Below are 17,299 nucleotides of genomic sequence, written 5' to 3' on the forward strand. Positions count from 1 at the left end.
CTGCGGCGCCGGTTCCGCAGGTCACGCGCTGGAGCAGCGAGGTCCTCCAGCGCCCGGGGCCCGTGCGCGCCGCCGACGGCAGGCTGCGCCTGGGCTACCGACGCGAGACACCCGCCGACCGTGTGGCTGGCGCGCTGGTTCTGCGCTGCACCGGGGCGCCGCGCTGGGTGGCGGCTACCCACCTGCTGCGCACGCTCACCGGATGCAAGGTCCTCGCTCCCGAGGATCTGCGGGCCCTCCACGTGGGCCGGCCTGCCGTTGCCGGGGTGACGGGGTGATCACCAACACGATCGGCGGCCAGGCGCACGTGGCGGGGCCGGTGTTCCAGGCCGGCAGCATCCACGGCGGCATCCACGTCCACCAGGGCGCCAGCGAGCCGTGGGCCCGCCCCGAGCAGCTTCCGCGCACGGCGCCAGCTTTCGTGAACCGGGACACCGAGCGGCGGACGGTGGCCGCGGCGCTGGACGCGGGCCGGGTCGCGGTGCTCGTCGGTCCCGACGGCGTCGGGCGGACGGCCCTGGCGGCGCGGGTGCTGCGCGAGAGCGACGAGCCGGGCGGGTACCTGGCCGCCGACCTGAGGCCCGCCCCCGGCGGGCTGCCGTCGGCACTGGACGTCCTGGGCGGGTTCCTGCGCGCGCTCGGTGCGCCGCTGGTGCCGGGGCGGCTAGATGAGGCGAAGGGCCTGTGGCGGACCCTGACGGCGGCCCGCCGCCCGGCGGTGCTGCTCACCGGGGCGCACGACGAGATCCTGGTGGGCGACCTCCTGCCCTCGGCGGGCTGCAGGACGGTGGTGACCGCCCCGGTGCCCCTGGCCGGCCTGGTGCCTCACGGTGCCGTGCACCTGGACGTGGGCCCGCTGCCTGCGGGCGAAGCGGCCGACCTGCTCGCCGCTCTCGCCGCACGCGATGATCTCGACCCCGGCGACCGGAGGGGCCTGGAACGGCTGGTGGAGGCGTGCGCGGGCCTGCCGCTCGCGATCGGGCTGGCCGCCGCCCAGCTCCAACTCGACCCGGACCTTTCACCCGCCGCCCTCGCCGACACCGTGACCGCACCGGCCACCAGCCGCTGGCCCCGCCCCTTCGAAATGGTCGTGAACCGCGCACTCGACCAGGCCTACAGCCGCCTCGACGACGCCCCCGCCGGCGCGTACCGCGCGCTCGGGGCGCTGCCGCCGGTCCCGGTGGACGCCGCCCTGCTCGCCGCCGCCACCGGCACCGGCGTCCCCGCCGCAGCCGCGCACCTAGCCGCCCTCACGCGCCACCGCCTCCTCGCACACGCCGACGAGGGCACCGCCGGGCCGCGCTACCGGCTCTCCGGCCCCGGGCACGACCACGCCGCCCACCTCGCGACCGCGGCCCTCGACGGCGCCGAGACCGCGGCCGCCACGGTGCTGCGCACGGTGCGCTGGTGGGTGGCCACCGCCGAGGAGGCCGGCACTCTCACCAGCGCCCGCCGCCCGCTCCTGCGACCCGAGCCCGGGCCCGACGGTGCGGCCTTCACCGGGTCCGCCGACGCCTGGGCGTGGACGGACACCCAGGACCCGCTGGTGCGCCCGCTCGTCGGCGCCGCCGCCCGCGCCGGGCACCACGCGCTGGTGTGGCGCGCCGCCATCGCCCTGTGGCCGCTCGTCCTGCGCCGCCGCGACTACCCGCTCTGGCTGTGGCTGTACGGTCACGCCCTCGACGCGGTACGCCAGGACGCCAGCGCGCCGCCCGCCGCGCTGCGCCAGACCCTCAACTCCCTGGCGATCGGCCTCCGGGCCGTCGGCCGACACGACGAGGCCCTCACCCTGCTACATGAGGCGCTCGCCGGCGCGGACGGCGAGGGCGCGGCACTGTCCCGGTCGCAGCACCTGCACGACATCGGCGCGACCCTCCACGACGCCGGCCGCGTCGCCCAGGCCCTGGGCCCGCTCGAGGAGGCACTCGGGCTGCGTCAGGCCCTCGGCTACGAGCGGGGCGTGGCACTCACCAGGATCGTCCTGGCGGGTGTCCACGCCGACCTCGGCGCAATCCGGGCCGCCCTGGCGCAGCTGCGCCGGGCCCGCACCGCGCTGGCCGGCGAGCCGCTGGAGGCCATGCGGGCGCTCGCCTGGACCGGCCACGTCCTCGTCCTCGCCGGGCATCCGCTGCTCGCCGGCCGGGTCCTGCGCTACGCGCAGGCCGACGCCGAGGCGCTGGGCAACGCCCTGTGGAGCGCCCGACTGGTGGAGTGGCGCGCCCTGGCGGCCGAGTCCGCCGGCCGCAGGGCCGCCGCGCGACGGCTGCTGGAGGTCTCGCTCCGCGCCTACACCGCGGCCGCCTCCGGCTCCGACATCCGGCGGCTGACCGGCCACCTGGAGCGTCTCGACCGGCCGCCCCCGGCCGCGCCGCGCTGATCCCCCGCCCCTTTCGATCCCGCTCCTGGAGAACCTCGTGCCCCGCTCGTTCCCCGCGCCGACCGCCCTCTGGGCCGCCGGTGCGCCGTCGCCCGGCACGGACGGCCTGGCGCCCGATCCCGGCGCCGGTGTGCCGCTCGCCGAGCGGGCCCGCGTCGTGGCCGAGGCGACCGGGCTGCCGGTGGCCGTCCTCGACGACGCCGCGGTGCCGTCGTGGATCGACGCCGACAGCGAGCCGGTGGACGGCCGGATGCGCTACGCCGGCGTCACCGCCCACTACGACGGTGGCTTGTCCGTCTCGGTGCGCGCACGCCGCACCCTCCCGGAACCGGCGAACGTGCCGACCGGGGAGCGACTCGCGGCGGCTGGCGGCCTGTTCGCCGACGGGACGCTGGTCGTGGACGGGGTGACGTACCTCGCGGTGGGATGCCGTGCCCTGCCCCGCGGGCCCGTGAAGGGGTGGACGGCGTGCGCGGCCGGCTGGCTGGTCACGGTGCGCGGCGCCGCGCACCGCACCGGCGTGCGACTCCTGCACGCCGGTGCGGCGGTGCCCGGGCCCGGGCACCCCGTCCCCCGCCGGGGAACGGCCGCTTTCCTGGCGGTGCCGCTCCTCGAGGACGGGGACGCACCCCGCATCACCCCGGTCACCGGCCCGGCCACCGGGTGGCGCAGCACCTACCCCGACGGCACCGGCCTGCTGCTGACAGGGCCGCTGGCGCTGGACGAGGCCGCACGCCTAGCCCTCGGCGACGAGCCCATCGCCGACGGGCCGGAGACCTTCGTCCAGATCGACGGCCGCACGCTCGCGGCGCGGCTGCGCTCGAGCGGCCGTGTGAGCGCGCGGGTGGCCGACCTGGAGGACGCCCGCGGCCCGCGCACGCTCGTACTGGTCACCCCCGGCCGGTCCCACGGCCCGACTCCCCGGATCGTGCTGACCGATCCGCCCGGCGGCGGGCGCGCCATCGGGCCGGGCACCGAGGACGTGCGGTGACGGCCCCGCGCAGCGGGCCGCCCCGCGGTGCCTCCTCGGTGGCGCTGGCCCGCCTGCTGGCCGGCCCGGAGACGGCGGACGGCATCGCCGACGCCCTGGACTGGACCGCCGCCCAGGTGCGCAGGCAGACCGCGACCCTCCACCAGGCCACGGGCGCGCGCAGCCGGGCCGAGCTGGTGGCCGATTACGCCTGGGCCGGGCACCTGGCCCCGGAGCACCTCGGCGCCCGCGACCTCACCGCCGTGCACGCGCTGCCCGCCGGGACGCGGCTGCTGCTGCGGCTGACCGCCGCCGGGATGGACGACCGGGCGGCGGGCGGGGAGATCGGCGCGAGTGCGGAGACCGTGCGCCGGCGCCGTGAGGGGCTGCGCGAGGCCCTGGGGGTGGACAGCGACCACCAGGCGGTGGGGCTCGGCTGCCTGGCCGGCATCGTGCGCCGCTGTGACATGCCAGGACGCCGTCCCCCGCGCCCGGCCGTACCGGTCCCGGAGCACCTGTGTGCCCCGGCGGCCCGCGCCCAGCGGCACCTGGCCGCGGACGGGCGGGCGCTGGTGGTGGTGCCGCGCCGCGAGCAGGCCCGCCTGGCCGCCGCGGCCGCCGCACTCGCCGGCGGGCGCCGGCGGGCGCTCGTCCTTACGGCGCCGGGCGAGTACTGGGAGCACGACCTCGCCGCGCTCGCCGACGCCCACCACGACATCGGGCAGGTCGTCGCCGTGCTGGACCGGTCCGAGGCCGCCCGGCTGCCGCTGGCCCCCGACGTTGCGGCCGCCACCAGCCCGCGCGCGGTGCGCGCCGCCGCCGGGACGACGCTGCCCGCCGTCCTCGTCACCACCCCCAACGGCCTCCCTGTCCTCGACCGGCTCCACCGCGACGGATGGCCGCCGCCCCCCGACCTGGCGATCGCCCTGGACGCCCACCTGCCCGCCCTCGGCGAGCGGATCGGCCACTGCCGCGGAGGCCCCGCGCCCGCCGCGGTGCTGCGCCTGACCTCCGCCCCCCGGTTCACCGCCGCCGGCCGCGCCTACCGCGGCGGCTGCGACCCGGCGACCACGGGCCCGCTGACGGCGGTCCTGCCGCTGCGCCGGGCCGTGGAGGCCGGCCTGATGCGCGGCTACCGGCTCGCGGCCGTGTGCACGACCAGCTCGGCCAGTCATATGGGCCCGGCCCGGCTGGTGGCTGACCTGATCGCCGCTCACGGTCTGCGGCGCGTGATCGTGCGCAGCACGGGCCCGACCCCGTCCCTGCGCCTGGCCGAGGCCCTGGGCACGGCGGGGCTGGCCGCCGAGGCGTTGCCCGCCCGCGACCGGGCCGGGGCGCTGGCGCGCTTCACCGCGCCGGGTCCGGAGACGCGGGTGCTGGTCTGTGACGGGGCGCTGCCGCCGGGGCTGGGCGCCGACGCCCTGGTCCACACCGGGGCGACGGCGCCGACCGCGTACACCGCGGCCGCCGTGGAGGCCGCACTCACGCCCGGCACACTCGGCGAGGGCCCGCTGCTGGTGGTCTCCGCCGACCGGGCCGAGGACAGCGGCTGGCCCGTCCTGGCCGCCCTCACCGCGGCGCTGGCCGCTCTCGACCCGCACTTGGCCGCAGACCTCGCCGAGGCCCGGGCCCGGTGGTCCGGCCACGACGGCCTGGAGTTCGCCCTGCCGCTGCCTGTTGGTGCCGACGGGCAGCGGGCCCGGCGGGTGTGCGCGTGGGCGGACACCACCTGGGACGAGGAGATGCGCACCGTGGCGGCCCGGGCGATCGCCGACGACCTGCCCCGGCGCCGTGTCCTCTCGCCGTCCGGACGCCCGCTCGCCGCCTGGACGCTCCCCGCCCGCCGCACGCCGGCGGGGGCACCGCCCGCGAGCAACCGCACCCACGGCCGCTCGGCCGGTGTCGGCCCCTGGCCCCCGTACCCGCCACGACCGGCCGAACGCCCCGCCGCGCACGTGAGCCTGTCCACCTGGTCCCGCCCCGCATGAACGGAGTCCCCATGCCCCGCACCGACCTCACGCCCACGCGCGCGGACGAGCCGTCCGGCCACGAGGACCACGAGCGCAGCGCCCATCACGAGAACCTCCTCAAAGACGTCCAGGACTGGCTCGCGCCCGTCGCACCGGACGGCGCACACCGGGTCCTCGACCCCGGGTTCGGCCAGTCAGTCCCCGCTGTGGCCCTCCCGGCACGGGCCCAGGCGCTGTCGGCCGCGACCGGTTTGCCGGTAGCCCTGCTGGAAGACGCCCCGGCACCGCACCGTATCGAGGCTCTCACCGACCTGGTCGACGGAACCGTGCGCTACGTCGGAGTCAGGACCCGCTACCGGGACGGCCTGCACGTGACCGTGCGCTGGCTCAACCCGGCGGACGAGCCCCCGGCGAGCGACGAGCTCCGCCAGGCGGCGGCGTCCTGCTCGCTGTTCGACGACGGCCTGCTCGTCGTGGACGGCACCCCCCTGCCCGCGACCGTCTACCGGCCGCGGCACGGGGCCCCGGTGATCACCAGGGCCGCCATGGCCCGCGGCTGGTACGTCAGCGTGCACGGTCCGGACCGTGACGGCATCCGGGTGCGGCTGGAGGCCGCCGACCGGGCGCCGGGCCCGGGCCTCCCGCGCCGGGGCAACGCCACCTGACCCGCCCGACGCCCCTGACCGCCCCGCACCTTTGCGACCGAGGACCCGATGTCTGCCGCCCAACCGCCCGTGTCACCGCCGCCCGCCTCCACCCGCCGGCCGCCGGGTCACCGGTTCCAGGGCGACGAGGGGCCCGATCCCACCGCCCTTCACCGCCCCTGACACCACGGCCCGCACCCGACCTCCAGGAACCCTGTGAACCACGCCGACCCCGTGTCCACTCCCGTCACCGTCCACACCCCGCCAAGCGCGGCGCAGTTGCTCGCCGGGACCCTGCCCCAGGGCCGGGCCTCGCTCGACTGGGCGGCCGCGCTGTGCGGTCCGGGCAGCGTCAGGAGCATCGCCGCCAGCCAGAAAGCCCCGCTCGCCACCGTCCGGCGCGAAACGGCGGCCCTGATGGAGCGCTGCCACACCTTCCTTCGCGCCCAGCTCACCGCCCAGTACGCGGCCGCTGGCCTCATCCCCGCCATCCGCCTGCCGCGCGTGGCGGCAGACCCGTGGGACCTCGACGCAGCGGACCGGGCCCTGCTTCGGCTGCTCGCCCGCCTCCCCCACGCCGAGATCGCCGCCGAACTCTCCCTGACCCAGGCCACCGTGCGCGAGCGTGCCGCACGGGTCCGGCGGCTGCTGCATGTGGCCACCGACCACGAGGCGACCGCACTCGCCGCCAGCCGTGGCCTGGTGCGGCCGGGCGACGCCCGCCCCGGCCTTCCGCTGCCCGCCCCGGACGTCCCCGCCCCGCTCGCCCCCGCCGTGGAAGCGATCCTCAGCGCCCTGGCCAGCACGCCGGACGCGGCCGCGCAGATCCCGCAGCCCGAGCAGCACGTCGTGGCCGCCGCCGTCGCCCACGCCCGCGCCGGCCACGCTGCCCGGGTCCTGGTGATCGCCGCAGACGGCCCGGCGTGGGACAGCGCGATGGACACGTGGTCCCGCGCCCGCGAACACGAGGGAAGCGTGGTGGGGCTGCGGCCGCGCCCCCGCGCCGCGCACGACGACGGGGAGCGGGCCCTGGCCTGGACCCAGCGCGGCCTGCTCTCTCTGGCCGGCACCCGCCAGCCGGTCACCGTCGTGGCCACGCCCGACGCCGTGAATCGGCTGGCCGGCCTGAAGCTCGCCCCGTGGCACCTGATCGTCACCGTCGACGCCCGCACCTGCCCTCCCGGGGCGCCCGAACATCCCGGCGCGCGGCCAGGTGAGAGGCGGGACCTGCACGCCGCGGCCCGCCTCACCCTCACGTCCCTTCCTCTGCACTGCCTTGCCCGGGACACCGACCTCGCGGTGCGGCGCACTGCGGCACTCGCCGCCGGGCAGGGCCTGGTACGCGGCCACCGGCTGCTGGCCGTGCCCTGGACGGGCGACGCGGCCACCGTGGTCCTCGAGGCGGCGCGGCGGCACGGGCTGCAGCGGGTGCAGGTGGCCTGCCACTCGCCGTCGATGTGCCGGCGGGTCGCCGACGCGGTGGGCCGAGTGGGGGCGACCCTGCCCGCGTGGCGGCGCCCGGCGTCCTCGTGGACCGGCGCGATCGCTCCCGGCCTGCCCGAAAGGGAGCGGACCGAGGCGGCGCTGCGGTTCGCCGAGGGCCGCGAGGAACTCCTGGTGCTGGCCACGTGCGGACCACTGCGGGCCGCGGGTGCGGACGCGCTGCTGGTCCTCGCCCCACACGACGAGCACACGGCGGCCGAGGCCGTCGAGTGGGCCCTCGAGCCCCGCGACCGGCACGACAGTGCGCGCACACTCGCCGTCCTGGTCCCCGTCGCCTCCGATCCCGCCGCCGGCGCCGGCCGCGCCGAGGCGCTTCTTCGGGCGTGCGCCGCGCTGGACCCCGCCCTCGCCGGCCGCGCCATCCAGCACCCGGCCGGGTCGCGGTGGCCGTGGATCGAGGGCACCCCGTACCTGGACACCAAGCAATGCGATCACCTCGACGCAGCCGTCCGCGCCCTGACCGAGGGACGGGCCTCGTGACCGCCGGCCCCGACGACACCGAGGGGACCGCAGTGCGGGTGCCGAGCGGTCCAGTCGTCGCAGGCCTGCGCCTGGCCGCGCTGCGCGAGGCAGCCAACGTCACCCCGCAGGCAGCCGCCGACGCGGCGAAGATCGGCGTGCCACAGCTCACCGCCGTCGAGGCGGGCCGGGCACCGGCCCCGCCGCGTCCGCGGCTGAGCCGACTACTGCGTGCGCTCGGCGCCGACGAGGACCTGCCGGTCCTGGACGCTTTCATCCGTCAGACCTGGGGCGAGAGCACCGCCGACGACCAGGCCGGCTGGGCCGGCCGGCTGGAGAGCGTCCTGTCGCAGGCCACCGGGTGGCGGACGGCGTGCGGCGGCATCGTGCCGGCGGGTGTGCGGACCGCCGCCTACCACCGGGCCCTGACCCGTGGCCGGAGCGCGCGCGCCGACGGAGCCGTGTTCGCGCGCGTCGCGACGACGGCACCGCCGGTGCGGGCCTTGGTGCTCCTCGACGAGCAGGTCCTCGACCGGGCCACCGGCGGCCCGGCCACCGCCGCCGAGCAGCTCGACCACCTCGCCGAACTGACCGGGCACAGCTGGGTGACAGTGGCCCTCGTCCCGACCGTCGCCTCCACTGGCGGCCCCGCGCTGACCCATCTCACCACCCCCGCCGGCCCGCTCATCGTGGAAGCGGACGCAACCGGCGCCCGCTACCACACCGGAACGACGGCGCAGCGGGCCATCGGCCTCATCGACTCGGTCCGCCACCGCGCGGGTCGGCCGCAGGACGCCCCCGGGCACCTGCGCGCCGCGGCCCAGTGGATGCGTGCCCGCACCACTGTGGCAGGAGCGGCACGATGACCGCCTCCGGCACCGTGACCGGCCCTGACAACGCCGAGCCACCGGCAGCGGCCGGGTCGCTGCTTCCTCCGGGTGGCCGTGGTCGCGGCCTGCCCCGCGCCGGGGACGCGCAGGCGAGCGTCGGCGCGCCGACCACCGCCGGACCCGGCTTGAAGCTGCGCCGAGACCGGGACGCGGTCACTCTCGTCCTCCAGCTGGCGGGCCCGGAGACGACCCGGACCGCCGAACGCCGGACCGCCGGCGGCCTCAGGCCGGGCGCCCTGTACGCGGCCTACCGCGTCCACCGGGCCGGCCTGGTCGCCCTGTACACGCTCGCGCGGGTGGTCCGGGCCGAGCACGTCCGCGCGGGCCACGCCACGCGGACTGCGGCCGAGCTCACCCGCCCCGAGGAGCACCTGCTGCGGCTGATGGCCCGCGACCTGACGAACGGCGAGATCGCGGCCGTCCTCGGGGACCGCCCCTCCCTGGTGTCCGGCCGGATCGGGGACCTGCTGCGCGCGCTGGGCGTGCCGTGCCGGCATCAGGCTGTCGCGCTGGGCTGCCTCGCTGGCGTCGTGGCATTCGACGACGTGCGCCCCGACCTCGTCCCTGGCGCCGACGCCCGCGTGTCCGCTCCCGCGTGGCTGCCGGGCGAGCGCCTCGCGGGACTGCTGGAAGCCCTGGGCAAGGGCCGCGCGTGCGCGATCGTGCCGCACGCCGGCCGGCACGCGGTGGCCGAGGCGGTCGTCCGGCACCGTCGGGCAGCCCGGGTGCTGGTCCTCACCTCGAGCGATCCGACGTTCGCCGACACCCTCACCCGGTGGCGGACGGCCGCGCCGGCGGGCGTCCGCGTCACGGGGCTGGTCACCGCGAGCGACCGCACCCGCCCCGTGTTCCGGACCTTCGCACTGGACCCGCGCCTCCTGGCGGGCCCCGACCGGATGCCCGGCCGCCTCGCCGCCCCGGGGCTGGCCGTCGTCGTGGCGAGCGCGTCCGGACTCGCCGCCCTCGCGGCGGAGCACCGGCACCGCCCGGACCGGTTGGGAGAGTGGGACCTCGTCGTGTCCTACGACGCCCCGCTACACCCGGCGGCAGTACCGGGACCCGACGCGGACGTTCCCGCGTGGGCCCGGCTGTACCTCGGCGTGTCCGAGGAGGCCGTCACCTCCGATCGGGCCGAGCGCCGGCGCCTGCCCGCGGCGGTGACCGGTCCGGTCGCGCTGCGGGTCCCCCTGCCGGTCCTCACCTCGACGGGATCGGCCCGCTCCTACCGGCTGCTGGCCGCTGAACCGCCCCACGGCGCGTCCACGGAGCCGATGCGCCTGCAGATGCTGCTCGTGGACATCGCCGCCCGCTACGGCCTGACGCGGATCCACGTGCACTGCGCCGGCGACCGTGACGCCGCCGCCCTGACCGCGGGCTTCGCCGAGGCCGTGCGCCGGACGGAACCGTGGCTGCGCCCGCGCCGGCACTGGATCGGCCACCTGAACGCCCGTGCCACCGCGGCCCAGCGTGGCGCCGTGTTGCGGAACTTCAGGTCCGGGCCCCAGGACCTGCGGATCCTCGCGACCACCGAACCGGTTCCGGAGGCCGGCGCGGAGGCCTACGTGCACCTCGCCCCCGCCGCTCCCACCGAGGCCGTCGCCGACGCCATCGGCCACGCCCTCACCTCCCGGTTCCCGGCCGACACGCAGACCCTGTTGCTCGTCGCCCCGGTCCTGACCCGCCCCGCGGTCCCGGTGCACGCGGCCGCAGGCCACCTCGCCTCGCTCAGCCGCGCGGTGGCGGCGCTCGACGACGACTACCGTCGGCACCTCGCGGACCTGCGCCGGCACGGACACGGCATCACCGACGCGGCGCGGCTGGTCGTCACCGGCCACACCCTGGACGCCCACGCGCGCATCCAGCTGACCCATTTCTGCGCCTGGGCCGACACGACCTGGGCGGAGGAGTACCTCGCCCGCATGGGCCGGGAGAACCGGGCACCCGACGATGTCGGCCCCAGCGGCCTGCCACGCGCGGCCGTCGAGCGCGCCGTACGGCGCCTCGGCCAGGAACCGTCCCCGCCGCGCGGAACACCCGGGCGCCGCCCGGTCCCCATGACCGGCCCCCCGGACAGCGCTCGCGTCCCGGGAAGCAGTCGGCAGCCCGCCGCCGCGCCCCGCGAGAGCACCGTCCGGCCGGCACGGATGGCGACGCCCGCGCATCCGTCCAGTGCCTGGCCGGCCAGCGGCCATGCGGCCGTGCCGGGCGGTCAACCGCGCGGCGTCCAGGGCGTCCACGGCGGGCCGACGGGACAGGAGGCGGCACCCGATGCGTGACCACCGCGCCGTCCTCACCGCCTGCACCGGGGACCTCCACACGGGCGGGCCCCACCCCGGCGCCCTGCTCCTGGGAGCCTGCCTGCGGGCCGAGCGAATGACCGCCGACCTGGGCCTTGGCCAGGCCGCGTCCTCGATCCGCGGCACCGTCCACGACCTGGCCGCCATCGAGTGCGGGCACCGCCCGCCGGGCCCGGGGCAGGTTCGGCGGCTGCTGGGCGCCTATGGCACCGACCCGGCCGGCGACCCGTGGACCGCGCTGCCGGCCATCGCCGCGCGCCTGCACACCGACGGCCCGCGCCCGGACTTCGAGGACACCTACCCGGGCTGGGCGGGCCGGCTCCTCCAGGCGGCCCGGGGCTGCCGGCAGGTCCGGGCCACGGCCGCCCTCGTCGTCCCCCTCGGGCTGCGCACCCACCGGTACGGGATGTGGATCGCCGGCACGCAGGGCGCGCCGACCCCCGACGACCTGGACCACCTCACCGTCCCCCTGGACCCGGCCTCGCTGGGAACGCCCCGCTGGACGGTCCTCCTCGGCGAGGCCACCGCCGTGCAGTTCGGCGTGCCGGGCCTGGCCGGACAACTCGACCACCTCATACGCCTCTCCGAAAAGCGGGTGATCGACCTGCGGCTGGCCACCCAGCCCGGCCCGGACACCGAGCTCCTCGAACTCCACCACCCCGCGGGCTCGCGGCACCGGCTGCTGGCCGAGGCCGGCCCGGGCGGCGTGACCTACCGCACCGGCGAGGCCGCCGCCGCGCGCAGCCGCCAAACCGACGTCCTCCTCGCCCGCTCCCGGGACCCCGCCACCAGCCGCGTCCTGCTGTCCCAGGTCAGCACACACCTGGCCACGACCCCCTGACCACACCCCGGCTCGGCCCCCTGGACCGGGTCCCCACCCACCCTCCCGAACGGATACCCCCTCGTGAGCACCATGACCATGCCCCACCCCCCGGCCAGAGCCGCCACCGCCCTGGAGGACCTCGTGCCGCTGGGCGACAGCCGCACCGCCGTGCTGCTGTCCACCGCCGGCGTCGTCGAGTGGGGCTGCGACACCCTCGGCGGCACAGCGCACTTCGCCCGTCTGCTCGGCGGCCCCGAGCACGGGCACTGGGCGCTCGCCCCCACGGGCGCCAGCCGCGCGACGAGCAGCAACTGGGACGGCGACGCACTGGTCCTGGTCCAGGAGTGGGACACCGCCGACGGCGGCCGGGTGCGGGTGACGTCGTTCATGCCGCCCCAGCCGCAGGGCTCGACGGTCAGCCGCCTCCACCAGATCGTCGAAGGCCTCGCCGGCACCGTCCCCATGACCTCCCACTACGCGCCGATGTTCGAGTACGGGCGCCTGCCCGGCCACGCGCAGCGGCTGCGCCGGCCCAACGGCGCCGAGGCCCTGCGCCTGTCGGCCGGCCCCGTCGCCCTGCTCCTGGACGGCCCCCGGCACACGCCCGCCGACGTCGGGCCGGGCTGGGCGGCGCAGTTCACCGTCACCGCCGGGCAGCGCGCGACACTGACCCTGACCATCGGCGGCTCCCGCGCCGCCACCTCACCCGCCCCGGTGCCGGACGTCGACCTGCTCGCCACCCGCCGCGACTGGACAGCCTGGTCATCGAGGCTCACGTACCAGGGCCCCTACCGGGAGGCGGTCCTGCGCGCCGCCGCGCTGCTGCGCCTCCTGACCGTCCGGGACAGCGGCGCCGTGGCCGCGGCGGTGACGACCTCGGTCCCCGAGTGGATCGGCGGCGCCCGCAACTGGGACTACCGCTTCTGCTGGCTGCGCGACTCCGCGCTCACCGTCGAGGCGCTGGTCCGCTGCGGCTTCCTGGAGGAGGCCGCGCGGTGGCGCCAGTGGCTCCTGCGGGCGGCCGGCGGCGACCTCGACCAGCTCGCGATCATGTACACCCTCGACGGCGGGCGCGACCTGACGGAACGCGAACTGCCCTGGCTGCCCGGGTACGCCGGCTCCTCACCCGTGCGCACCGGCAACGGCGCGGCCGGCCAGGCGCAGCACGACGTCCTCGGCGAGCTGGTGCAGGCGCTGGTGGCGTGCGAGCGGGCGGGGCTGCCGGCGGACCCGGACGTCGACCGGCTGATGGCCGGCCTGGGCGAGCGGATCTGCGCGGTGTGGTCGCTGGAGGACGCGGGGATCTGGGAGGTCCGCGGCCCGTTGCGCCACTTCACGCACAGCAAGGTGCTGTGCTGGCAGGGTCTGGACCTGCTGGTCGGGTGGGCCGCCGGTCGGGCCGCGGCCGGTGCCGAGGTCGTGGAGGGCGCCGTCGTCGCGCGGTGGACGGCGGTACGCGAGGAGATCAGGGAGTCCGTCTGCCGGCACGGCTACAGCGAGGAGTCCGGCGCGTTCACCCAGTACTACGGCGGACGGGACCTGGACGCCGCCGTGCTGCTGATGGCGTCCTGCGGCATCCTCGACCGGGACGACAAGCGGCTGCTGTCCACCGTGGACGCCGTCGTGCGCGACCTCGCCGACGCCAACGGGTTCGTGCGCCGCTACCAGCCGCGCCCGGACGGCGCCGTCGACGGCCTGACCGACGACGAAGGCGCCTTCGTCGCCTGCTCGTTCCACGCGGTCGAGGCCCTCGCCGCGGTCGGCCATACCCACGAGGCCCGGGCCCTGTTCGAACGGCTGCTGGACCTGCGTACCCCGCACGGGGTGCTGTCGGAGATGTGGGACGCCGACCGCCAGCGGCTCACCGGGAACCTCCCGCAGGGCTTCTCCTTGTGGGCGCTGATCTCCGCCGCCCTCGCGCTCGACCCCCCGTCACCCGGCCCGCTGGCCCGCATTCCCCACAGCCGGCGCCCCGTGGACGCGGAGGCCGCCGCATGACACCCCCAGCCCCCGTCACCGCGGCCGCAGCGCCGGACCGCACCCTGGTGGACCAGGTCATCGACGGCCTCCTCACCACGGCCAGGTCCTGCCGGGTCACGAACTACTACATCGGCGGCTCCGACTCCTTCCCCGTCGACCGCGCCACCGGGCTCGCGTTCATGCGGTGGGTTCCCAACGCGCCCGACCTCGCCTTCCACGCCAGGGCGTTCACCGAGCACAGCGTCCGCGCCCTCGCCCGCGAGCACGGCATCCGCCAGTTCCTCGACCTCGGCTGCGGCCTGCCCCTGCACAGCCACCGCAACACCCACGAGATCGCCCAGGCCATCGCCGCGGACAGCACGGCGGTCTACGTCGACAACGACCCCCTGGTCCTCGCCCACGCCCGCCTCTACCTGCACTCCGACCGGACCGCGGTCGTCGACGCCGACCTCGCCAACGGGCTGCGCCCGGTCCTCGAACACCCGAAGGCCCAGGCTCTCCTGGACCCGGGCAGGCCAGTCGCGGTCCTGCTGTGCTCCACCCTGGAGACGTTGCCCGACGAGGCGCTGCCCGCCGCGCTGCTGGCCGACCTGCCCGCGCTCCTGCCCGCCAGCAGCTTCGTCGTCCTCACCCACCTAGTCAGCGACGACGCGCATGTCGCCGACCGGGCCTCCGCCCTCATGCAGGAGCAGATCGCGGGCGGCTGGGGACGTATCCGTTCCCGCGACGAGGTCGCCGCGCTCGTGGCCGGGCTGCCGCTCCTTGGGCCGGGCCTGACCGACCTGACCACCCTGCCCCCGCGCGCACCCGCCGTCCGAACGGACCTACGCGTCACCGGCCCCAGCCCCGTCACGGTGCTGGGCGCCGTGGCCCACCTCGACCCGTCCCTCCCACCGCACCGGCAAACCGCCAGCCGGTGCAGCGATCGCGTACGGCGGCAAACGACGCCTTTCACCGCCGCGCCCGTTGACACCCAGTCGGCGCTCCTCCTGCCGTCCGCGCCGCACCTGGACTGCCACAGCCTCGCCCTGCTGCGATACACCCTGCTGCCCGGCACCACTGCCGACCGCGCGGCCGCCGCCGACCTGGCACCGCACGAAGCGAGGGACGCCGAAGAGCAGGCCTACCGCATGCTCGCCGCCGCCACCCCGGGGCAGGCCGGCGCGCTCACCGCCGCCTACCGGCTGCTGACTCCCCAGCAGATCGGCCTGGCGCTGGTGCCGGGCCCGGCCACGCTCTCCCCGCGCCACCTGCGGGCCCTCACCCTGGTCACGGGCGGCCTGCCCGAAAGTCGGCTCGCCGACCATCTCGGCCTTCAGGAGTCGTTCGCGCAGGCGCTCCTGCGCGCCGCCGCCCGCGCGTTCGGCGTCCACACCGCTGCACACCTGGGCTACGCCGCAGTCGCCACCGGCACCGTCCGACTCGACGCGGTCCACCCGGCCATTCCCCGTCTGCCCCTGCCCGACGCCCTCACCAGGAACCCGTTCCCCGCCCCCGCCGGAGATTGCCGATGAGCACTGCCAGCGACCCCGCACAGCCCGCCTCGCCGACCACCCGCGCCGAGCTGCTGTTGGTCGACCAGCGCGGCCGCGTACTGTTCACCACCAGCCCGGACGGACCCGTTCTTCCCGGGGGGCCCGTGCCACCTGGACTGACACCTCACACCGCCGCACAGCAGCACGCCCAGGCCGCAACCGGGCTGGCCATGCTGACGCCTGGACGCATGCTCGCCACCGACTGGTACCCGGACACCGCGCAGACGGTATTCACGTACGAGCACCGAGTGCTGACCGACGCCCAGGCCAGCGCAACCATCGTCGACGACCGACACCGGGCCCCCCGCCTGATCGCCCCCGCCGACCTGCGCACCGAGGCCCCACAGGCCGAAGACCGAGTCGTCTCGCTGCTCCACGCCCGGATCGAGGGGCGCACCGTCGAGCTGGAGCACGGCCGCCCGCGTCGGCCCAGCCCGCTGGACACCCACCGGGTCATGGGCCGGGCACAGGCCTGCACACCCGCCTTGTGGTCACCGGTGGGCCGTAACCACGCGATGGCGATCGGGGACGTGCACGCCTGGCTCGTCCACCCTGCCGGCCTCGTGCTGGTGTGTCACGACCCGAGCACCGGCCGCACCATGCTGCCGGGCGGCCGCCTCGACCCCGGCGAAGAGGACGTCCCGCAGCGGGCTCTGGGCCGGGTGTGCGCAGAGGTCGTCCGCACCAGGCCGACGAACGCGGCGGTCATCGGCCACCGCGGTGCCAGCGTCCGCCTCGTCGCCGACCTGCCCGGCCCTCTTCTCGCCATGCCGTCCGGCTCCACTGTCCTGCGTCTGCTGGTCACCCCCGATCAGGTTCTCGACCTGTGCGCGGGACAGGTGGGCGCCGACGAGGCGCAAGCCGCCTGGCGGACGATCGACCCCGCGGGCGCGGCGCAGCTCGGCGGACGGCGTCCCGTCCTCGCCGTGCCGAGCGAAGGGCTGACCTGGTGACCACCGACGAAGCCCTCGACGGGGCGCCCGGGCTCGCTGGGCCGAACGGGCTGGGAATGATGGACCGGCTGGGCGGCGGCAGCCACCACTTCCACGCCGACCGCGAGGCCGCCGCCGAACTCGAGGCGCTCGCGGCCGGCGTGTCCGCCGCGGTCCGCAACGCCCACGCCTTCAAGGCCTCCGTTGTCCGCGCCGCCGCCGGCGCAGGTGTGCGTCAGTTCCTCGACCTCGGCTGCGGCATTCCGCGCCAGCCCTACGTGCACCAGATCGCCCGGGAGTACGAGCCCGGTGCGCTGGCCGTCTCCGTCGAGCAGGACCCCGTCGCCTACGGCTGGGCTTGCGACTACCTCGAGGTGGACGAGCGCACCGTACTGGTGGACGCCCCCTACCTGAGCGCGGACGCGTTCGACCACCCGGCGGTCGCCGGCAGCCTTGATACGGCCGAGCCCGTGTGCGTGCTGCTGGTCTCCGCTCCCCATACCGCTCCCCTGTCCGAGTTCGGCTTCGCGAACCTGGTCTGGGCCGTGGTCGGACGACTCGGCCCTGGCAGTGTCCTCGCCGTCTCGCAGTGGGCGGTGGACGAGCCCAGGCTGCGCTGGGCCGTCAACGGCTTCATGGGCGAACGCACCCAGGGACGGTGGGGCGCGACGCGCAGCAGCGCCCAGATCGCCGATGTGCTCAGCCGCTACCCGATGCCGTCGTGCTCGCCGGGTCCCGTCAGCGCATGGTTGGCGCCCGGGCCCGCTCCCGCCCGGGCACTGCCTGCCGGCACGCCACCGGGTCTGGTCGAGTTCGGCGGCGTCATCGAACTGGGCGATGCATGTCGATTCCAGGTACCGGGGGGTGCCCCGTGAGCGCTGTAGCCGCCGACACCAGCCCGCGCCACACTCGGCGGGAG

12 protein-coding genes are annotated in these 17,299 nt (G+C 77.1%); all 12 read left to right on the forward strand.

What is annotated here, in order from left to right; genetic code table 11:
- Window positions 1–274: 274 nt before the first annotated feature.
- The gene (locus tag ACFRMQ_RS00350; RefSeq protein ID WP_380725216.1) at window positions 275–2,377 is read left to right on the forward strand and encodes a tetratricopeptide repeat protein; all 2,103 of its coding nucleotides are present in this window, start codon (window positions 275–277) and stop codon (window positions 2,375–2,377) included.
- Between the two features lie 37 nt (window positions 2,378–2,414).
- Complete coding sequence (locus ACFRMQ_RS00355) at window positions 2,415–3,368, forward strand: hypothetical protein (RefSeq protein ID WP_380725218.1); 954 nt, start codon at window positions 2,415–2,417, stop codon at window positions 3,366–3,368.
- Window positions 3,365–5,335, forward strand: a complete 1,971-nt coding sequence (locus ACFRMQ_RS00360) for a hypothetical protein (protein WP_380725220.1) — start codon at window positions 3,365–3,367, stop codon at window positions 5,333–5,335. Before ACFRMQ_RS00355 ends, ACFRMQ_RS00360 begins: the two co-directional genes overlap by 4 nt.
- Window positions 5,336–5,346: 11 nt before the next feature.
- Window positions 5,347–5,982, forward strand: a complete 636-nt coding sequence (locus tag ACFRMQ_RS00365) for a hypothetical protein (protein ID WP_380725222.1) — start codon at window positions 5,347–5,349, stop codon at window positions 5,980–5,982.
- Window positions 5,983–6,195: 213 nt separating this feature from the next.
- Window positions 6,196–7,944, forward strand: a complete 1,749-nt coding sequence (locus ACFRMQ_RS00370; RefSeq protein ID WP_380725224.1) for a hypothetical protein — start codon at window positions 6,196–6,198, stop codon at window positions 7,942–7,944.
- Entirely contained in the window at window positions 7,941–8,789 is an 849-nt protein-coding gene (locus ACFRMQ_RS00375; protein ID WP_380725226.1) for a Scr1 family TA system antitoxin-like transcriptional regulator, read from the forward strand. The genes ACFRMQ_RS00370 and ACFRMQ_RS00375 overlap by 4 nt, the downstream gene beginning before the upstream one ends.
- The gene (locus ACFRMQ_RS00380; RefSeq protein WP_380725228.1) at window positions 8,786–11,089 is read left to right on the forward strand and encodes a hypothetical protein; all 2,304 of its coding nucleotides are present in this window, start codon (window positions 8,786–8,788) and stop codon (window positions 11,087–11,089) included. Before ACFRMQ_RS00375 ends, ACFRMQ_RS00380 begins: the two co-directional genes overlap by 4 nt.
- A complete protein-coding gene (locus ACFRMQ_RS00385; RefSeq protein WP_380725230.1) occupies window positions 11,082–11,951 on the forward strand; it encodes a Scr1 family TA system antitoxin-like transcriptional regulator in 870 nt (289 codons plus the stop codon). Before ACFRMQ_RS00380 ends, ACFRMQ_RS00385 begins: the two co-directional genes overlap by 8 nt.
- Window positions 11,952–12,023: 72 nt before the next feature.
- Window positions 12,024–13,931 (forward strand): glycoside hydrolase family 15 protein, encoded by a 1,908-nt coding sequence (locus tag ACFRMQ_RS00390; protein WP_380725326.1) that lies wholly within the window; start codon window positions 12,024–12,026, stop codon window positions 13,929–13,931.
- On the forward strand, window positions 13,928–15,427 hold the full coding sequence (locus ACFRMQ_RS00395; RefSeq protein WP_380725232.1) for an SAM-dependent methyltransferase: 1,500 nt from the start codon (window positions 13,928–13,930) through the stop codon (window positions 15,425–15,427). The genes ACFRMQ_RS00390 and ACFRMQ_RS00395 overlap by 4 nt, the downstream gene beginning before the upstream one ends.
- Complete coding sequence (locus ACFRMQ_RS00400) at window positions 15,424–16,401, forward strand: hypothetical protein (RefSeq protein ID WP_380725234.1); 978 nt, start codon at window positions 15,424–15,426, stop codon at window positions 16,399–16,401. The genes ACFRMQ_RS00395 and ACFRMQ_RS00400 overlap by 4 nt, the downstream gene beginning before the upstream one ends.
- On the forward strand, window positions 16,398–17,255 hold the full coding sequence (locus ACFRMQ_RS00405; protein WP_380725236.1) for an SAM-dependent methyltransferase: 858 nt from the start codon (window positions 16,398–16,400) through the stop codon (window positions 17,253–17,255). The genes ACFRMQ_RS00400 and ACFRMQ_RS00405 overlap by 4 nt, the downstream gene beginning before the upstream one ends.
- Window positions 17,256–17,299 lie beyond the last annotated feature (44 nt).

The organism is Kitasatospora sp. NPDC056783 (genome assembly GCF_042789895.1).
GTDB lineage: Bacteria > Actinomycetota > Actinomycetes > Streptomycetales > Streptomycetaceae > Kitasatospora.

Bases quoted from the DNA above. Each gene is read 5' to 3' on its own strand.
- ACFRMQ_RS00365 (WP_380725222.1), top strand. From the start codon at position 5,347: ATGCCCCGCACCGACCTCACGCCCACGCGCGCGGACGAGCCGTCCGGC.
- ACFRMQ_RS00380 (WP_380725228.1), top strand. From the start codon at position 8,786: ATGACCGCCTCCGGCACCGTGACCGGCCCTGACAACGCCGAGCCACCG.
- ACFRMQ_RS00385 (WP_380725230.1), top strand. From the start codon at position 11,082: ATGCGTGACCACCGCGCCGTCCTCACCGCCTGCACCGGGGACCTCCAC.
- ACFRMQ_RS00390 (WP_380725326.1), top strand. From the start codon at position 12,024: ATGACCATGCCCCACCCCCCGGCCAGAGCCGCCACCGCCCTGGAGGAC.
- ACFRMQ_RS00395 (WP_380725232.1), top strand. From the start codon at position 13,928: ATGACACCCCCAGCCCCCGTCACCGCGGCCGCAGCGCCGGACCGCACC.
- ACFRMQ_RS00400 (WP_380725234.1), top strand. From the start codon at position 15,424: ATGAGCACTGCCAGCGACCCCGCACAGCCCGCCTCGCCGACCACCCGC.